This is a genomic window from Halobellus rufus (assembly GCF_000739575.1).
Taxonomy (GTDB): Archaea; Halobacteriota; Halobacteria; order Halobacteriales; family Haloferacaceae; genus Haloquadratum; species Haloquadratum rufum.
In genome coordinates this window covers 12,345-29,031 of sequence record NZ_BBJO01000047.1, presented here as the reverse complement: position 1 = coordinate 29,031, position 16,687 = coordinate 12,345, and the positions used below count along the sequence as shown (strand labels likewise).

At 66.2% G+C, this 16,687-nt stretch carries 15 protein-coding genes and 1 pseudogene; 5 read left to right on the top strand and 11 right to left on the bottom strand.

Annotated elements, in window-relative coordinates; genetic code table 11:
* Positions 1-4: 4 nt before the first annotated feature.
* Complete coding sequence (locus tag ACP99_RS16350; RefSeq protein ID WP_049987620.1) at positions 5-403, bottom strand: DUF7344 domain-containing protein; 399 nt, start codon at positions 401-403, stop codon at positions 5-7.
* 1,105 nt (positions 404-1,508) lie between these two features.
* On the opposite strand from ACP99_RS16350, the gene ACP99_RS16345 reads away from it, so the two are divergent.
* The 4 genes from ACP99_RS16345 to ACP99_RS16330 all read left to right on the top strand — a co-directional run bounded on the left by ACP99_RS16345 (position 1,509) and on the right by ACP99_RS16330 (position 6,104).
* Positions 1,509-3,902 (top strand): DUF7827 domain-containing protein, encoded by a 2,394-nt coding sequence (locus ACP99_RS16345; protein WP_049987619.1) that lies wholly within the window; start codon positions 1,509-1,511, stop codon positions 3,900-3,902.
* Between the two features lie 232 nt (positions 3,903-4,134).
* Positions 4,135-4,845: an HD domain-containing protein gene (locus tag ACP99_RS16340; protein ID WP_049987618.1), complete on the top strand. Its 711-nt coding sequence runs from the start codon at positions 4,135-4,137 to the stop codon at positions 4,843-4,845.
* A gap of 98 nt (positions 4,846-4,943) precedes the next feature.
* Positions 4,944-5,315 (top strand): ATP synthase subunit I, encoded by a 372-nt coding sequence (locus ACP99_RS16335; RefSeq protein WP_049987617.1) that lies wholly within the window; start codon positions 4,944-4,946, stop codon positions 5,313-5,315.
* Positions 5,316-5,372: 57 nt separating this feature from the next.
* Positions 5,373-6,104 (top strand): diphthine--ammonia ligase, encoded by a 732-nt coding sequence (locus ACP99_RS16330; protein ID WP_049987616.1) that lies wholly within the window; start codon positions 5,373-5,375, stop codon positions 6,102-6,104.
* Between the two features lie 45 nt (positions 6,105-6,149).
* Here the strand turns inward: ACP99_RS16330 and ACP99_RS16325 are convergent, their stop codons facing one another.
* On the bottom strand, positions 6,150-7,109 hold the full coding sequence (locus ACP99_RS16325) for a sugar phosphate nucleotidyltransferase (protein ID WP_049987615.1): 960 nt from the start codon (positions 7,107-7,109) through the stop codon (positions 6,150-6,152).
* Between the two features lie 130 nt (positions 7,110-7,239).
* Between ACP99_RS16325 and ACP99_RS16320 the strand changes: the two genes are divergently transcribed.
* Positions 7,240-7,542, top strand: coding sequence for a transcriptional regulator (locus ACP99_RS16320; RefSeq protein ID WP_049987614.1), 303 nt, complete (start codon positions 7,240-7,242; stop codon positions 7,540-7,542).
* A gap of 35 nt (positions 7,543-7,577) precedes the next feature.
* On the opposite strand, the gene ACP99_RS16315 is transcribed toward ACP99_RS16320, so the two are convergent.
* From ACP99_RS16315 to ACP99_RS16275, 9 genes and pseudogenes are all read right to left on the bottom strand, one after another.
* Entirely contained in the window at positions 7,578-8,405 is an 828-nt protein-coding gene (locus tag ACP99_RS16315) for an alpha/beta fold hydrolase (RefSeq protein WP_049987613.1), read from the bottom strand.
* 67 nt (positions 8,406-8,472) lie between these two features.
* The gene (locus tag ACP99_RS16310) at positions 8,473-9,846 is read right to left on the bottom strand and encodes an ABC transporter ATP-binding protein (RefSeq protein WP_049987612.1); all 1,374 of its coding nucleotides are present in this window, start codon (positions 9,844-9,846) and stop codon (positions 8,473-8,475) included.
* 8 nt (positions 9,847-9,854) lie between these two features.
* Positions 9,855-10,787 (bottom strand): annotated as a pseudogene (locus ACP99_RS16305) (ABC transporter ATP-binding protein); the annotation flags it as partial.
* 3 nt (positions 10,788-10,790) lie between these two features.
* Entirely contained in the window at positions 10,791-12,029 is a 1,239-nt protein-coding gene (locus tag ACP99_RS16300; protein ID WP_049987610.1) for an ABC transporter permease, read from the bottom strand.
* Positions 12,029-13,012: an ABC transporter permease gene (locus ACP99_RS16295; RefSeq protein ID WP_049987609.1), complete on the bottom strand. Its 984-nt coding sequence runs from the start codon at positions 13,010-13,012 to the stop codon at positions 12,029-12,031. The genes ACP99_RS16300 and ACP99_RS16295 overlap by 1 nt, the downstream gene beginning before the upstream one ends.
* A gap of 33 nt (positions 13,013-13,045) precedes the next feature.
* Positions 13,046-14,905, bottom strand: a complete 1,860-nt coding sequence (locus ACP99_RS16290) for an ABC transporter substrate-binding protein (RefSeq protein ID WP_049987608.1) — start codon at positions 14,903-14,905, stop codon at positions 13,046-13,048.
* Between the two features lie 167 nt (positions 14,906-15,072).
* Positions 15,073-15,639, bottom strand: a complete 567-nt coding sequence (gene hpt / locus ACP99_RS16285) for a hypoxanthine/guanine phosphoribosyltransferase (protein WP_049987607.1) — start codon at positions 15,637-15,639, stop codon at positions 15,073-15,075.
* 113 nt (positions 15,640-15,752) lie between these two features.
* On the bottom strand, positions 15,753-15,944 hold the full coding sequence (locus ACP99_RS16280) for a hypothetical protein (protein WP_049987606.1): 192 nt from the start codon (positions 15,942-15,944) through the stop codon (positions 15,753-15,755).
* A 175-nt stretch (positions 15,945-16,119) separates the two neighbouring features.
* Positions 16,120-16,548 (bottom strand): type IV pilin, encoded by a 429-nt coding sequence (locus ACP99_RS16275; RefSeq protein ID WP_049987605.1) that lies wholly within the window; start codon positions 16,546-16,548, stop codon positions 16,120-16,122.
* Between the last annotated feature and the right edge of the window lie 139 nt (positions 16,549-16,687).

Genomic DNA, 16,687 nt, shown 5'->3' with positions numbered 1-16,687 from the left:
CCGTTCAGCCCGACGGTGGCTGCCGTTCGGTTTCGAGGCGGTGACAGCCCTCAACGAGTTGGTCGGGCAGTTCTTCGACGTTTGCGAGTGCCGCCTCGAACAACGCTCGGACTTCCTCGAACCGAGGCCCGTGGGTCGCGGTCAGCGGGTCGGTCTCCCATTCGACGAATCCCATCTCAGCCATCAGCGGCAGGTGCAGGTGGCAGAGTTCGACTCGGAGCGAATCGAGGTCCTCCTGACTTTTCGGATCGATCGTCGCCTCCGGGAGCGCCACCGGCTCCCCCGGCGCGGTGTCCAAAAGGGACCAGATCACCTGTCGGCGTGGTTCCGCAGCGAGACACCTGAAGATACGGTCCCACCGTTCAGCGATCTCCCGTCCCCCCTCTCCTCCGTCGAGAGTCATAGACGCGTAGTGATTACGGGACTACATAACTGTGGTACACCGTCTATCCGAATCATCCCGAATTATTGTGTAGGAACAGGCATATAAGTTCAATAAATTGATAAATATTCAGCAGTCCGTATCGCGGTATAATTCCACCAATAAATATATTAAAATAGTATTATATTTCGATAGATTATCTTCTTTGAGAATCGAAGAGAAGGATATTAATATCAAATTTTGATCGTCATACGTAGGTTGAAGATCGGTAGACTGCGACGGATTCATCCGCAGACGTACCGCCGGCACACCCGGCGTCGAGTCACGACGATCTGGGAACTCGATTCGGCGGACGATAATTCGATCCGTGTACTGCTGGTTTTCTCCCGGTTGTTCTATGATAGACGACACGAACTCCGTTCGGGCGGTCTCTCTCGTAGCGCTTCTCGCACTCAGTCTCCTCACGGGCGTCGGATTCGAACCGGCAGTTGCCACCCAAGGGACGATCGCTCTCGATTCGTCCACCTACGAGGAGGAAGATACGATCACCGTTACCGTCGACGACGGTGACCTCGCGGCGAGCGAGGATTACGTTGTCAATATTGAATCGGATACGGAACCTCAGCAAGAGGTTCGCTCAGAAGATATTGATGACAAAAGTATTCAAATAACAACTGATTACCCAGTAGCAGATGTCAATGGAGACAATAAAATAACATACTACGATATCGTATACAACAATTCACGTGATGGGTCCGGAGGTATTGAAAGTGTATCACGAAATAGCGATGGAACTGTCGAAATTAATTTGTTTTCGGAATCGGACTCAGATGATACAATCGGTTATACTCGCGGAGAATCTGTAAAGATATCACACAAAGTGGACTCTGAGTTCTCTGGTTCTATTGACGCCAGCACGTCAAATGCTAAGGGCAAACTCCACGTTTCAAAAGGAGACGAGGTGGTCACACAATATTCCGATGAGAGTGAAAATGAAGATCGAATAGCAACAGCATCAATAAATGATGAAGAGTCAGAGCAAAAATCCGAACCACTCACTCTCGGTCCAGTAACGGAATTCGAGGCTGACGCGATTTCAGGAACGACGCTGACACACACCAAGAGCGTGATCGAAATCCCGTTCAGCGAAGACGTCTCGAAAGCGGGCGGTGAGTCCGGTGGGCTGACGCTTACGGAGAACCTCACCATCTCGGTCGACGGCGAGGACGTGGCCGGGCGCTACGCCCTCGATTCGGACGGGTCCGACGACGGGCAGGTACTGGCGAGTTCGTCGACCGCCGTCGACCCCCGATCGACGGTCAGCGTCGAGATCGACGCCGTCAACGACTCGCTCGACACCGAAACGATCGAACCGGGCGTCGTCGACGTGACCGTGACGAGCGCGACCGTCTCCGAGGACGAGGGCGCTGCGAACGTCTACGAGAACGAGACGATCGCCTTTCTCGCCACCGACGGATCGGGCGACCGCGATCAGGCCTTCGAGGTCGAAGACGGGTCGGGATCGTTCGTCTTCGCCGGGACCACCGGCCCGGGAAGTCAGGTGTTCTCCGTCGATACGGACGCGCGAGACTGGAGCGGCGAGTACGCCTTCACGACGCTCTTAGACGACGGGAGTCCCGATCGAACGCTCGACGTCGTGCTTCGCGAACTGGAGTTGGGCGTGGATATCGCGGATCGGAACGTCACGACCGCAGACGAGATCGAGGGCACGATCACCGCGAACACGGGCGGTCGGACCGTCGAGACGATGCTCCGTGACGTCGAGGGCTCGATCGTCGAGCGACGGAACCGAACGCTCAGCGGGAACGGCGAGACGCCGTTCGCGTTCGACGCGGAGACCGTCGCGGCGGCCGGCCCCGGAAACTACACGATCGGCGTCACCGACGCGGGGAGCGGTTCGACCGCCGACTCTCGCCGAGTTCGCGTCGTCGACGCCGACGAGCGGAGCGCGTCGTTCCACCGGTCGACCCTCGACGAGCACGCGGGGGACGTCGTCGAACTCGGGATCGACCTCCGGTACGCCGACACGGCCACCGTGACCATCGGGAGCCCCGACGCGGGGTTCCGCGCGAACGTGACGGTCGCGGATGACGACGGCGACGGCGTCGTCGACCTCTGGTTCAACACCGCCGCAGCGGTCGGCGCTGGCGACGTGCCGGACGACGGGGGAGACGTCTTCGGCGTCGGCACCGCCCACAGCCGCGACGGAGGGTCCGCCGACGAGGTCCTCGCGGCCGATATCGACGAGAACCTTCGGCTCGCGGGGACGATCGATCCCGGCGAGTACCCGCTCGCCGTCCGCCCCGGCGAGGATCCGGCCGCTCCGACCGAGCAGACGGGGACGCTCGTCGTCGAACCGGCCGCACCGGTCGCGATGACCAACTGGGTCGCGCCGGCCGGGACAGACCTATCGACGCGGGCGGCCCTGTCCGAAGCGACGGACACAGAGCGGCTGACGGCGGCCTCCGAGGTCGCCGTCGGGGACGTCGTCGTCCACCGGATCGTGAGCCCCGGACTCGCGGGCGCGTTCGCCGAGCAGTCCGGAACGCCGACGGAGGCGTTCTTCGCGCTGGCCGGAACGGGACCCGAATCCCGGTACGCGCTCAACCTCACGAGCGAAGCGCCGACCGCCAACGGGGAGCGTCACCGGGTCGAACTCACCGCCGAAAACGCGACGGTCGTCGCCGACCCCGGAAACGACACCTACGTCGTCGCGTACGACAGCGACCGCGTCGGCGGGTTCGAGACGGGAGACGCGCTCATCGCGTCTTTCACCGTGAACGGGACGCGTGCCTACGCGGGGCTCGACCACGAGGAACGATCGCTCACGGACGACTACGCGCTCGTCTCGGGCAGTATCTCGACGGACGTCGACCCCGTCGTCGTCGCGAACGCGACCAACCAGTCGATCACCGGGACGACGAACGCCGCCCCCGGCACGGAGGTGGAACTCCGGATCCGCTCGGCCGACGGAACCGATCCGGCGTTCCTCAAGACGGTCACCGCTGTCGTGACGCCCGAGGGTCGCTGGACCGCAATCGCGGATTTCGGCGCTCAGCGCGTCGACGACGAGTTCCTCGTGAGCTCCGCCGTCGACGTCGTGCCTGCCGTCGACGAACTCCTCGTCGAGGGAACCGTCCGCGCGGTCCGACCGGCTTCGCCGACCGAAAGCGGGAACGGAACGGCCGCGACAGCTATCGGAGGCGGGGGCCAACAAGCCGGATCGGCCGGTCGAAGCGGTACGGGAGGCAGCGCCGGAGGCGGCGCTGACGGTTCGGATCCCGATCCCACTCGGACCGCGACGGATACCCCGGATGCAGACGACGAGTCCGACGAGTCCGTGCTCGACTCGACGCGGGACTTCGTCGGCGGCGTCCTCGGCACGTTCGTCGACGAGTCGGGCGAGGAATCGCTCCGGAGCCGACTGCTCGGATTCGACGTGCTGGTCTCGCTGAGCGCGCTGACCACCGTCGCGTTCTTCGCCGCTCGGCGCGAGTGACTCGACGGGTAACTCTCGACAGGGGTGCCCTCGGAAGGCTTCCGACGGGGCCTCGTGCGACGTTCTCGTCGGACAGCAGGGCAACTGGAGCGCACGTCCGAAGTGCTATCCGGATCCCCGTCTCGCTCGTCGTAACGCCTAAGAACCGGAGAACCATTTTATTCGGTAATGAACTCGAAGTCGAATGCGGACGTCGTTGGGCCTCCCACCGGCGCGAACGAGGGGTGGTTCCGTGGGCGTTGAGATCAAAGAGTCCACCGTCGACGACGCGGAGTTCGAGGAGATGAAGCGGTTCGTCCGCGACTACCTCGCCGCGAGCGTGGAGGGTGAGGAGGACGGCGGTCGGATGCGCTGGTACCCCTGGCACAGCGCCGAGTACCGGTTCAACCACATCCTGAACGTCGTCGAACTCGCCACGGACATCGCAGCACGGGAGGGCGCTGACACGGACGTCGTTCGCGTCGCCGCGCTCTTTCACGACATCTCGAAGCTCGAAGCCGACCAGGAAGTTCACGCCGAAGAAGGTGCCCGCGTCGCCCGCGAGTACCTCACCGCCCACGGCGACTTCCCGCAGTCGTTCGTCGAACAGGTGTGTCAGGTCATCGCCGATCACTCCTATCAGGGACCGCTCTCGGACGTCTCCCTCGAGACCCAGAGCCTCATCGAGGCCGACATCCTCGACAAGGTCGGCGCGAACGGCACGGCGCTGATGCTGCTCCGGATGGGCTACGAGGCGCGGACGCACATGGACGCCGCCGAGATGGTCGAGCGCGTGCTCGAACGCGGCCGCGACGCTGCGGAGCGGGTCAACTCCGACGCCGCCGAGACCATCGCGCACAAGCGGCTCACCCGCGTCAAGTGGTTCCGCGAGTGGCTGGAGAGCGAGGTCCCCGAGATGGACCACGCGATCGAAGACGAGCGACACGTCCCCCGAGACAAGTAGCGGGCACGGCGCGTCTTCGGGCCGCCGAACGCCGCCGTCGGCAGTTCATCGGAACGCGCCGTCGACAGAGTTACAACGCTCGCTCGGGAGATACGTCTGTGTCCGCAGACCGCCCTCCAGCCCTCTCGCGCCGGACGAAGCTGCTCGTCGGCGTCGTGCTCGCCGTGACCCTCGTGTACAGTTTCGTGATCGCCGGTCAGATCCTCCTGTGGTTCCTCTTCGCGGGGCTCGTCGCCGGCGTCTACGTCGCGTGGCTGCTCGTCCTCGCGGCGTTCCGACTGGTCGAGGCGGTCGAACGCCTCGCCGAGACGAGAGAGGCCGAAACCGCCGGCGACGCTCGCCCGAGTGGGGTCGAAGTCGACGACGCTGACCGAGCGACAGAACCGGAATCCGACGACGAGGGCGTTTCCGTCGAAGGGCGAGGAGTCCGCGACGACGACGAACGAACCGGTTCTGCCGACGACGGCTGATCTCACACTGGCTTCGGAACCGGTGTCCGTTTGTACGGCGACCGCGTGGTGTCACCAATGACGGACACCGGTTCGTGGGTGAGCCTCTTCTCCGGCGGCAAGGACTCCTCGTGGGCGCTCTACCGCGCCCAGGAGCAGGGACTCGACGTCTCGCACCTCCTGACGGTCCACCCCGGCGACGACTCGTATATGTACCACGTCCCCGAGACGCGGCTGGCCGGCCTCGCCGCGGAGAGTCTCGGCATCGACCTCGTCGAAGTCGAACCCGACGACCTCGGGGCCGACGACGTCGAAGACGCGGGCGCGCAGGGCGACCGCGAACTGGAACCGCTGGAGGCCGCACTCACCGAGTTGCAGTCGGACCTCGACGGGAGTCTCGCGGGTGTGACGGCCGGAGCCGTCGAGAGCGAGTTCCAGACCTCGCGGATTCAGGCGATGTGCGACCGACTGGGAATCGAGCTCTTCGCGCCGCTGTGGCAGCGCGACTCCCGCGCGCTAGCCGAGGAGATGCTCGACGCGGGCTTCGAGATCACGATCGTGCAGGTCGCCGCGCGCGGGCTCGACGAGTCGTGGCTCGGGCGGACGCTCGACGCCGACGCCCTCGCGGAGCTGTCGGCGCTCAACGAGGAGTACGGCGTCCACGTCCTCGGCGAGGGCGGAGAGTTCGAGACGCTCGTCACCGACGGGCCGCACATGGCCCGTCCGATCGAGTTAGCGTACGAGACGGTGTGGGAGGGAACGCGAGGCCACATCCGCGTGACCGACGCACGACTCGGGGACGGCACGTAGAAACGCCGAAACCGTCGTGGGGTCTGCCCCCGAGCTCAGGGTCCGCTATTCGAGGTGCGAGTGCGCGCCGATCAGGGCGTTCGAGAGGTCGAGGTTCTCGACGTGGGTGTCCTCGTCGACGATCGTGTTCCGGATGTCGGCGTCGCGGATCACCGCGTCGGCGAAGACGACCGACCGTTCGAGCCGGGAGTTCGAGACCGACGCGTCGGCCATCACGTGGACGTTCGCGCCCAGTTCGGAGTTCTCGACGGTCGCGTCCTCGTGGACGTACGTCTCGCCCTCGAGGTACCACGAGACGGCGTCGAGGTAGCTCTCCGGCGTGCCGATGTCGAACCACGCGCCGTCGAAGGTGAAGGCGTGGACGTCGCCGCGTTCCTGGAGCCACTGCATGAACCACCCCGGCTCGTCGGGGTTGTTGCCGTCGGCCAGGTACGTCTCGAAGTCCGGGAGCGTCGCCGCGGGGAACGCGTAACAGGCGATCGAGACGAGCGTGCTCTGGGGGTCGTCGGGCTTCTCCTGGAAGTCGACGACGCGGTCACCGTCCAACTGCACGAGGCCGTAGGACTTCGCGCGCTCTCTGGACCCGACGTCGTAGGCCGCCAGACACGCCGTCCCCTTCGACTCGAAGAAGTCGACGAACTCCGCGACGTCGAAGGAGAGGAGGTTGTCTCCGGCGATGACGACGAGGTCGTCCTCGACGCCCTCGCGGTCGATGAGCTGTGCGAGCGCGCCGACGACGCCGAACTTCTCGTCCTCCTCGACGGTCTCCTCGACCGAGAGCGTCGGCTTCTCGTAGGGCGCGTCCGCGAGGAACGTCTCGAACGTCTCCGCGAAGCGCTCGTTGGTGCTCACGAACACCTCGTCGATCCGGTCGTCGGCCTCGAGATCCTCGAAGATGACGTCGATGACGGTTCCCTCCCCGACGGGGAGGAACATCTTGGGCCGGTGTTTGGTTATCGGCCACATCCGCGTCGCGTACCCGCCAGCGAGGACGACTGCCTTCATACTACCTCAGTCTGGCCCGACTCTCAAGTGTGTTTCCCAACGGCGCAGTGCCGGGTCCCCGCGCGGCTGCTCCTCACCCGGCCGACGTCTCGAACAGACAGTATATACGCCCCCGATACCTGAAACTGGTATGTCCGATTCGGGTTCGGAATCGACGACACGGCAGCGGATCACCGACGCGTTGCGGACGGAACCGCACGACGCGGCCGAGCTCTCGACGGCGGTCGGAATCCCGCGGACGGCGGTGTACCGGCACCTCGAACACGTCGCACGGACAGTTCGCGGCGACGACGCGGACGAGCAGTTTCTGGTCGCCCCGCCGGAGTGCCGCGCGTGCGGGTTCGACGGCTTCGACGACCCGCTGAACGACCCCTCGCGGTGTCCGGAGTGTCGCTCCGAGCGGATCGCCGAACCGCAGTTCCTGATCGAGTAGCCGCTGGACTCGACGAAGCCTGCCGGGCGTGCGGTTCACCGCTCGGAGACGACGCGCTCGGCGAGGAACCGGCGGAGCGCCGCGGTCACGAACGCGGGTTTGTCGAGGTTCGACGCGTGCGCGCCCCCCGGGACCTCGAGGACGCTCGCGTCGTCGATCTGGGCGGCGAGGTCAGCGGCGTGGCGCCTGACGAACCCCATCTCGTGCTCGCCGTAGAGGATCAGCGTCGGCACCGAGAGCGCGGTGAAGTCGACCCGCATCTCGGGAACGGCTCGGAGCGCCCGGATCACTTTCGCGAACTCCTCGGTCGACATCGTCGGACCCGTCGCTCGGAGCTCCCGGATCGCCTCGTAGTCACCGCTGGCCTCGTCGCCTCGGACCCGCTCTTGGGCCCACACCATCGCTCGTTCGATCCGCTGGTATCCGAAGAGCCGGGCGAACGGAATCGTCGCGCCCAACAGCGCCCACTGCAGCCGCTCGGGCCAGCGCCAGTCGCCGGACGTGAACGTGTCCGCGAGGACCAACCCCGAGAGCCGATCGGGGTAGCTCGTCGCGTACGCCTGTGCGATACAGCCGCCCAGCGAGAGCCCGCACAACACGGGGTCGGAGAGATCCAGCGCGTCGAGGAGCGCGTCGAGGTCCTCGACGAACAGGTCGAACGTGTATCGCTCGATCGGCGATCCCCCCGTCCGCCCGTGGCCGCGGAGATCGTAGACGACAATCGTGTACGCGTCGCTCAACGCCTCGGCTTGGGGGAGCCACTGGCCGTGGTCGACCACCGCACCGTGGACGAACACGATCGGCGGCCCCTCTCCACGGCGCTCGTAGTACGTCTCGATGCCGTTGGTCCTGACAGTCGGCATACCCGTACCTACGCGAGCGAGAGGGATAGCTCATCCGCGCGGGCGGGTGCACAGCCCGCCGTTCGTCCTAATCCGTCTCCGACGTCGGTTCCGCACCGAGAGAGCGATCCGCACCGGCGTCTGCCTCTCCGACGAGGTGACAGGCCGCCTCGCGGTCGGCACCGGTCCGCCGCTTCGCGGGTGACTCAGACTCGCAGACCGTCCGAAATTCTGATTCGAGCAGTTCGACCGCCGCGTCCTGTTCGCCGTCGACGAGCAGCCCCACCGCCCGTTCGAGGACCGACTCGGCCGCCAGATCCGAGAGCCGCTCGGGGAGGTCGAACGCGCGCCTGACCGCGGCTCGGAGCGCGTCGTCCTCGACGTCCTCGGGCGCGACAGCGGGATCGAGTTCCGTCGACGCGAGCGCGACGATGTCGTCTCGATCGGCGGGCGACTCCCCCGAGACACGCAGTCGGAACCGGAAGAGCCGTCGCCAGACGTCACCTTCGAGGTCGTACTCGTCCGGCGGGATCACCTCGGGACATCGCGTGTGGAACCGACAGCCCGACGGCGGATCGGCGGCGTCCGGAACGTCGCCGACGAGACCGGTCGGCTCGCGCGCCACGCCCGGATCCGGGACTGGGACGGACCCGAGAAGCGCGCGGGTGTAGGGGTGCCCCGGGTCACTGAATACGGCCTCGACGGGGCCAGATTCGACGATCTCGCCGAGGTACATCACCGCGACGCGGTCGCAGAACTCGGCGACGACGCCGAGGTCGTGCGTGATGAGGAGGACGCCGAGTCCGAGTTCGTCGCGGAGCCGCGCCAGCAACTCGAGGATGTCCGCTTTGACCGACGTATCGAGCGCGGAGACCGGCTCGTCGGCGACGAGCAGGTCGGGATCGGTGACGAGCGCGCGGGCGAGTGCGGCGCGCTGTTTCTCCCCGCCCGAGAGTTCGTGCGGGAAGCGATCGGCGTCGCTCGCGTCGAGGCCGACGCGTTCGAGCGTCCCCTCGACGAGTCGGCGGCGACGGTTCCTGTCGTCCATCCCGTGGACCGAGAGCGGTTCCGCCACCGACTCGCCGATCGACAGCCGCGGGTCGAAGCTGGAATCGGGGTCCTGAAAGATCAGCCGCGCGCGTCGACGGAACCGTTTCAGCGCGCCTCGGTCGTACGCCGTGACGTCCTCGCCGTCGAAGCGCACGGTCCCGTCTGTCGGCTCGTCGAGCCGGAGCGCCGCGCGGGCCGCCGTGGACTTCCCGCACCCCGACTCGCCCACCAGCGCGACCGCCTCACCGCGCTCGACGGTGAGGTCGATCCCGTCGACCGCGCGCACGCGGCCGACGTCCCGGTTCCACAGCCCCTCGGTGAGCGGATAGTGCTTCACCAGCCCGCGAACGTCGAGGAGCGGCGGGTCGGGGTTCGGGGGCGAGACCGCACCGGGACGGGAACCGTCGGTCATCGCTTCCCGCCTCCCGAACCGGAGTCGAAGTCCGCGTCCCGCCCCGGAATCGACTCGACGAGGTGCCGCGTGTACGGGTGCGACGGTCGCTCGAAGACGTCGGCGACGTCGCCGCGTTCGACCACCCGGCCCTCGCGCAGGACGACGACGCGGTCCGCCACGCTCGCGACGACGCCGAGGTCGTGCGTCACGAAGAGCACGCCCATCTCGAACGCCGACTGCACGTCGTCGAGGAGCTCAAGCACCTGCGCCTGAATCGTCACGTCGAGGGCGGTCGTCGGCTCGTCGGCGATCAGCAGGTCCGGCTCTCCCGCCAGCGCCATCGCGACCGCGACGCGCTGCTTCTGTCCGCCCGAGAGTTCGTGCGGGTGGTCGTCGATTCGGCTCCCGGGGTTCGGAATTCCCACGCGGTCGAGGAGGTCGACCGCGCGCGCCCGCGCCGCCGACTTCGAGTAGTCGCCGTGGAGGCGGACCGCCTCGATCAGTTGCCAGCCGACGGAGTAGACGGGGTTGAACGCGCTCTGTGGGTTCTGGAACACGTGGGCGATACGGCTCCCGCGAACCGCCCGGAGCGCGGAATCGGAGAGCGACAGCAGGTCGCGGCCGTCGAAGACGACGGACCCGCCGGCGACCTCGCCCGGCGGTTCCCGAATCAACCGCGTGATCGACTCGCAGGCGGCGGTTTTCCCGCTCCCCGACTCACCGACGAGACAGACCGTCTCGCCGCGGTCGACCGCGAAGGAGACCCCGTCGACCGCACGGACCGTGCCGCCGTCGGTGTGAAATCGGGTCCGCAAGTCATCGACGCGGAGCAGCGGTTCCCCGGGTGTCGAAGCGTCCCCCGGGCCGCCGAGAGTCGACGCGCTCCCCACGTCTTCGGTCGAAACGTCCGCCCCGTCGTCGATCGAGGCCTCCGTCCCGTCGTCGTCTCTGTTCTCCATCGATCACACCTCCTGTCTCGGATCGAGCGCGTCTCGGAGCGCGTCGCCGAGGAAGTTGAACGCGAGGATCGTCGCGAACAGGAACAGCCCCGGGACCGTCGAGATCCACCACGCGGTCGCGAGGTCGCCGCGGCCCGCCGCGATCGTCTGCCCCCACGAGGGCAGCGTCACGTCGCCGAGACCGATGAACGACAGCGCGGCCTCCGAGAGCACGAGGAAGGGGATGTTCAGCGTCGCCGCCGTGACGATCGAGTTCGAGACGTTCGGGACGACGTGTCGCCGGACGATCGACAGACCCGACGCGCCCGACGCCCGCGCGGCCTCGACGTACAGTTCCTCGCGCCGCTGGAGCGCCTCGCTGCGGACGATCCGGGCGATCCCGCCCCAGCCGGTCACCCCGAAGATGACGACGAGGACGAACAGGCTCCCGCCGTAGAGATACGCGAGGAAGAGAAAGAGGAAGAACGTCGGAAACGTCTGCTGGACGTCGACGTAGCGCATCAGCGCCTCGTCGACCCAGCCGCCGGCGTAGGCGGCCGTCGTGCCCACGAGCGTCGCGATTGCGATCGACAGCGACGTGGCGATCAACCCGACCTGCATACTGACCCGCATCCCGAAGATCGCGAGCGCGAGGAGCCCCTTGCCCTCGCCCGTGGTTCCCAGCGGATACTTCCACGTGCCGTGGCAGCGCCCGTCGACGACGGGGCCGACGCACTCGGCCGGGATGGAGGCGTCGACGCTCGCGAAGATCGGCGGCTGGTAGGTGGCCGCGAGGTTCAGACTCGGCTGGTCGATGAACAGCGTGCCGACCGTCCCCAACAGGAAGATCGCGAGGAGGTACCAGAGGCCGATCACGGCCGGCGTGTGTCGACGGAAGCGCCGCCAGTAGTACCCGCGCAGTCGCCTGTTGCGCGCGAGCGGAACGAGCGCGAACCCGCCGGCGAGCAGCGTCGCGGCGAACAGCCAGTCGACGGCCGTCGCGTCCCAGACGACGGTCGCCGGGGCGGATCGCCACGGGACGTCGACCGCGGCGTCCAGCGTCGGATCGCCGCCGGCGACAGCGAGGTCGTACGCCAGCGCGAGGGCGTACCCGATACCGGCGGCCACCGCGGCGAGTCCGGTGTTCGTCAGTCGTCGTCCATCCGCGTCGATCGCGTCCCAGTCGACGTCCTCGAATCGCTCTCGCGGCTCGTCGGGTCGGCCTCCCTCTGATCCGTCAGAGAGCACGTCGTCTCCCGCCATCAGCGATCACCGTAGTCGATTCGGGGATCGAGGACCGCGTACGCGAGGTCCTGCAGGAGGTTTCCGATCACGGCGACGAACACCGGCACGAGCGTCGTACCGAGCACGAGGGCGGTGTCCTGTCGCCGGATGGCTTCGAGGCTGAGGCGTCCGAGTCCGGGGATCCCGAAGACCACCTCGACGAGGTACGACGCCGAGAGCACGACGCCGAGGAGGTCGCCGACGAGGATCGTCGACAGCGGGACGAGCGTCGGCCGGAGGACGTGCCGAGTGAGGATGCGGCGCTCGCTGACGCCCTTCGCGCGGGCGGTCTTGACGAACGTCGCGCGGACGTACTCCAGCGCCTCCGCGCGCGTGTACCGCATCGTCCCGGCGATGGCGCTCGTCCCGAGGACGAACACCGGGAGAACGAGCTGTCGGGCGTTCGCGAGCGAGAACGGTCGCGTCCGCGCCAGTTCCGCGTCGAACAGGACGGGGACCCAGCCGAGGTGGACCGCAAAGACGAGCAGCAGGACGATCCCGAACCAGAAGTTCGGAACGCTGATCCCGAAGAACGCGACGAACGTCGCGGCGTAGTCCGTCTTCGTGTACTGATTGAACGCCGAGTACAGGCCGATCGCGACGCCGAGGACCGTCGACGCGACGACGGCCGGAACCGTGTACATCAGCGAGTACGGCAGCGCGGTCAGGATCGCCTCACTCACGGGTTGTGAACGGGTGTCCGACCAGCCCCAGTCGCCGGTCGCGAGGTTCCCGAGGTAGTCGAGGTAGCGCTCCCAGAGCGGCCCCTCGAGGCCGCGCCGACGTGCGTAGGCCTCCGCCGCTGCCTCGGCGCTGCCGCCGCTGGCCGCCGCTTGAAACTGCACCTGCGCCAACTGCGCGTCGGGAGCGAGGTCCAAGAGGACGAACGTGATCGTGAGGATCACCCCGGCGACGACGCCGGCCCACGCGATCCGCCGTGCGGTGTATCGTTTCAGACCCATTCTCGTGCGACTCCGTTGGATGCTGCCGGCGGTTCAGGGCGTGCCGAGCCGCCACGTGTTCCGGTCCCACGTGTACCCGAACACCTCTTCGGGACCGCGGACCGCGCTGTCGTAACCGACGATCTCGACGCCCATATTGAGGAAGTTGAACGGCTGTTCCGCCGAGAGCGCCCCGAATATCTCCGAGAGCGTCTCCCTGCGTTCGGCGTCGTCGACGGTGCTCGTCGCGCGCTCGAACAGGGAGGCGAAGTCGGTCTCGGGGACGTAGCCGTAGAAGTTGGTGCCGCCGCGTTCGACCGTGAACCCCCGGATCGACGACGGCGTCCGCGGGTACGTGTTGAACGTGACGCCCAGAATCAGGTCCCACGGCTCCTGACTGAGCGACCCGTCCCGCGGGCCGCCGTTGTACGGGCCGGCGTTCCACGGCGGGTCGTCATCGCCCTGCCAGCCGTTGTAGAGGTGGTGCTCGACGAGCGTCGCGTACTCTTTCCCGGTCAGTTCGACGTCGAGTCCGACCGCGTCGTACTCCTGGGCGACGAGCTGTGCGGTCGTCCGCACGGACTGAGAGCCCTGCGCGAAGACGAGCTTCAGAGTGACCTGCTCGCCGTCGTCGTCGACGACGCGCTCGCCGTCGTAACGGTACGGCGTCGCGTCGAGCCCCGATTCGAGGAATTCGCGCGCCCGCTCGTGGCTGTAGGCGTCGCCGACGCCGTACTCGGTCACCTCGCCGTCGGCGTACCACTTCGAGAACGTCGGCTGGAACGTGTGGGCGACGTTCCCGTACCCGCGGAGGATCTCGTCGACGATTGCCCGCTTGTCGACGGCGTGCGCCAGCGCCCGGCGGACTGACGGCTCGCGCAGCGCCTCGTAGAACGACCCGTTGGCCCGCTGATTGTAGATGAGCGAGGTCATATACGCCTGCGGGAACACCTTCACGTCGATGTCGTCGCGGTCCTCGAACTGCTCGACTCTCGTCTCCGGAACGTCTGTCGCCGTGAGTTCGCCCGTCCGAAGCGCGGAGAGCCGCGTGCTTTCCTCGGGGACGACCTCGTAGGTGTAGGAGTCGAAGTACGGCGCGTCCCGCCACGCCTCGGGGACGTCGTCGGCCTCGCGGAGGTAGTACTCGTCGTTCCTGACGGCGACGAACTCGGACTCGCGGTTCCACCGCTCGAAGCGATAGGGTCCGAGGTTCCCGGCGTACGCCAGCGTCTGAACGTCCTCGTCCTGTTGGAGCCCTTCCTGGTCCTCGTCGGGACGGTAGCGCTCGATGAGCGCCTTCGGCATACAGGGTTGGCCCCACATAACCGGCCGCAGCGGAAACGCCGGATCGACCGACTGCAGTCGGATCTCGAACGATCGCGGCCCGGTCTTTTCGACCGGGATCGGCTCCCCGTTCTGCCGCCACTGGCCCGCGTTCGGAAACCCCGCCCAGTTGGGATCAGCCTGAAAGACCTCGGTGATCGTGTAGATCCAGTCGTCGGCCGTCATCGGTCCGTACCCCGCCCCCCACTCGAGGCCGTCTCTGAGTTCGACCGTGTAGACCCGCCCCTCGTCGGTGGACATATCGGCCCACAGCGGGAAGATCTCCTGTTCGGGCGTGACCGCGTACGGCCCGTCGAGCGCCAACTGAACCCGGTTCAGGGACGGTTCGTCGTCGACGCTCAGGAAGTTCAACGTCCGCGTTCCCGTCGCCGTACCTTCGACGTAGTCGGGTCTGTCGTCGACACCGTCGCCGTCAGGAGAGCCCTCGGTCGAAGCAGACGCGTCGGTCCCCGAGGAACCACAGCCCGCGAGAGACGCCGCCCCGCCGAGGCCGAGAAGCGAGAGAAACGACCGACGGGACCGACCGCGCGGGGTCGACCCGAGGTCGTCGAGATTGGTACCGGATGGCATAGCGTCTACGTGCGACTATCCGCTGAAATACTCTTCGATCACGTAGTGAAAATCCCGGGTTCTGTCGGGCGTATTACCCGAATGCCGACGGATGACCGGAGGGATTCGTTCGCAGATCTGATACCGACCCCGATCGTGCGCCCCCGCCGTCGGCGTCCGAGCGGATCTCAGTCGTCGCCGTGTTCGTCGACGATGACGACCTCGCCGTCCTCGACGCGGACGTTGATCAGCGTCTTGACGTGGTGGCCGCTGTCGTCGAGTTCGTTGGGACCGGCCTTCTTGATGACGGCGACGGTGTCGACGATGTCCGCGCCGATGTGGTCGAGGGCGTCGAGGACGGCGCGCATCGTGCCGCCCGTCGAGAGCACGTCGTCGAGGACGAGCACGCGGTCGCCCGGTTCGACGTCGTTGATGTACATCTCGTTCTCGGAGTAGCCGGTCTGCTGGCTCAGCGGCTGTTCGCCCTCCAGCCCGTACTGCCGCTTGCGGATGACGACCAGCGGGATGTCGGTCATCAGCGAGACGGCGGTCGAAATGTGAATCCCCATCGCCGCGGGGGTGACGATCTTGTCGACGTCGTCGATCTCGGCCTTCCGGATGATCTTGATGACGATCTCGCGCAGGAGTTCGGGGCGGAGCATCGGCACGCCGTCGCTGATCGGGTGCACGAAGTACTCGTACTCGCCCTTCTCGATGATCGGCGCTTCGAGGAGCGACTGCCGCAGTTGATCCATGTCGACGGTTCTCCGGGTCGAAAATAAAAACTGGCGGTTCGACCCGGGGCTGTACAGAGCGCCGCACGGTGTGCGTCAGCGGGTTGCACGCGAGGCGTCGACCTGAGGCGCCCTCACCGCGGATCCTCGACCGTCTCCGTCCACCCGATGAGTCGCTCGAATCCGTACGTGAACCCGAGAAAGACGGCGACGAACACGATCCACCGGAACACGTCGAACGTCCCGGTAAAGGCGAGGACGTTGAAGACGTACGACAGTGACGCGCCGATGAACGCGGCAACGTACAGATTTCGTCGGACTTCCATAGCAGGGCTCACCACTCGGCCGAGTATAATGATTGGTCCCAGAAACCCCGGATGCCGGGCGATGGAACCGTCTTGCACCGACCCGTACGATCGAAACACCGAGGAGGTCCGCTTCGCCTCGTACAGGAGACGCCGAACAGCGAAAAATCAGGTAGCGATCAGCCGCCCGTCACGATCAGTTGACCGTGGGCGCGGTCGATCGGCTCAGCGTCGCCGAGGACGATCCGTCGGCGGACTCCCAGACGACGCGGACGGTCTCGCCCTGCCAGTTCTGGGTGTTGTTGAACTCCGCACTCGTTCCGGCCGACACCGTACCGGTCAGGCCGTTGTGACCGTCCCAGTTGACTGGGTCAACCGCGAGTCCGGTCGTGGTCAGTCGCTCGGCGTCGATCGAATCACCGCTTTCGTGGGTGATCGTGACGTTGGTGTCCGTGTAGTCGAAGCCGAAACTCGCCTGCGGCGCGGTCTGCTGGAGCCCCTGTCCGAGATTCAGCACGAACGCCCCGATGACGGCCGCGAGGATGACGGTTATCGCCACCATCAGGATGACACCGATGACGGGCGAGACGGCTTTTTCGTCGTTGAATAATTGTATTATTTTCATAGTAAGTTATACGATACACAAGTATATAATATTATTTAGAAGTACAGTAGCACGGCGCACGCGCGGATCAGCAGCGACCGATCCGGACGGATCCGCACTTTCAGTTAAAAACTGCGTGACAGTTCGAGAACCGATCGGC

What these genes read in the sequence shown, in the direction of transcription:
- ACP99_RS16350 (WP_049987620.1), bottom strand. Translation starts at nt 403, where the DNA reads ATGACTCTCGACGGAGGAGAGGGGGGACGGGAGATCGCTGAACGGTGG.
- ACP99_RS16330 (WP_049987616.1), top strand. Translation starts at nt 5,373, where the DNA reads ATGACGGACACCGGTTCGTGGGTGAGCCTCTTCTCCGGCGGCAAGGAC.
- ACP99_RS16325 (WP_049987615.1), bottom strand. Translation starts at nt 7,109, where the DNA reads ATGAAGGCAGTCGTCCTCGCTGGCGGGTACGCGACGCGGATGTGGCCG.
- ACP99_RS16320 (WP_049987614.1), top strand. Translation starts at nt 7,240, where the DNA reads ATGTCCGATTCGGGTTCGGAATCGACGACACGGCAGCGGATCACCGAC.
- ACP99_RS16315 (WP_049987613.1), bottom strand. Translation starts at nt 8,405, where the DNA reads ATGCCGACTGTCAGGACCAACGGCATCGAGACGTACTACGAGCGCCGT.
- ACP99_RS16310 (WP_049987612.1), bottom strand. Translation starts at nt 9,846, where the DNA reads ATGACCGACGGTTCCCGTCCCGGTGCGGTCTCGCCCCCGAACCCCGAC.
- ACP99_RS16300 (WP_049987610.1), bottom strand. Translation starts at nt 12,029, where the DNA reads ATGGCGGGAGACGACGTGCTCTCTGACGGATCAGAGGGAGGCCGACCC.
- ACP99_RS16295 (WP_049987609.1), bottom strand. Translation starts at nt 13,012, where the DNA reads ATGGGTCTGAAACGATACACCGCACGGCGGATCGCGTGGGCCGGCGTC.
- ACP99_RS16290 (WP_049987608.1), bottom strand. Translation starts at nt 14,905, where the DNA reads ATGCCATCCGGTACCAATCTCGACGACCTCGGGTCGACCCCGCGCGGT.
- hpt (WP_049987607.1), bottom strand. Translation starts at nt 15,639, where the DNA reads ATGGATCAACTGCGGCAGTCGCTCCTCGAAGCGCCGATCATCGAGAAG.
- ACP99_RS16280 (WP_049987606.1), bottom strand. Translation starts at nt 15,944, where the DNA reads ATGGAAGTCCGACGAAATCTGTACGTTGCCGCGTTCATCGGCGCGTCA.
- ACP99_RS16275 (WP_049987605.1), bottom strand. Translation starts at nt 16,548, where the DNA reads ATGAAAATAATACAATTATTCAACGACGAAAAAGCCGTCTCGCCCGTC.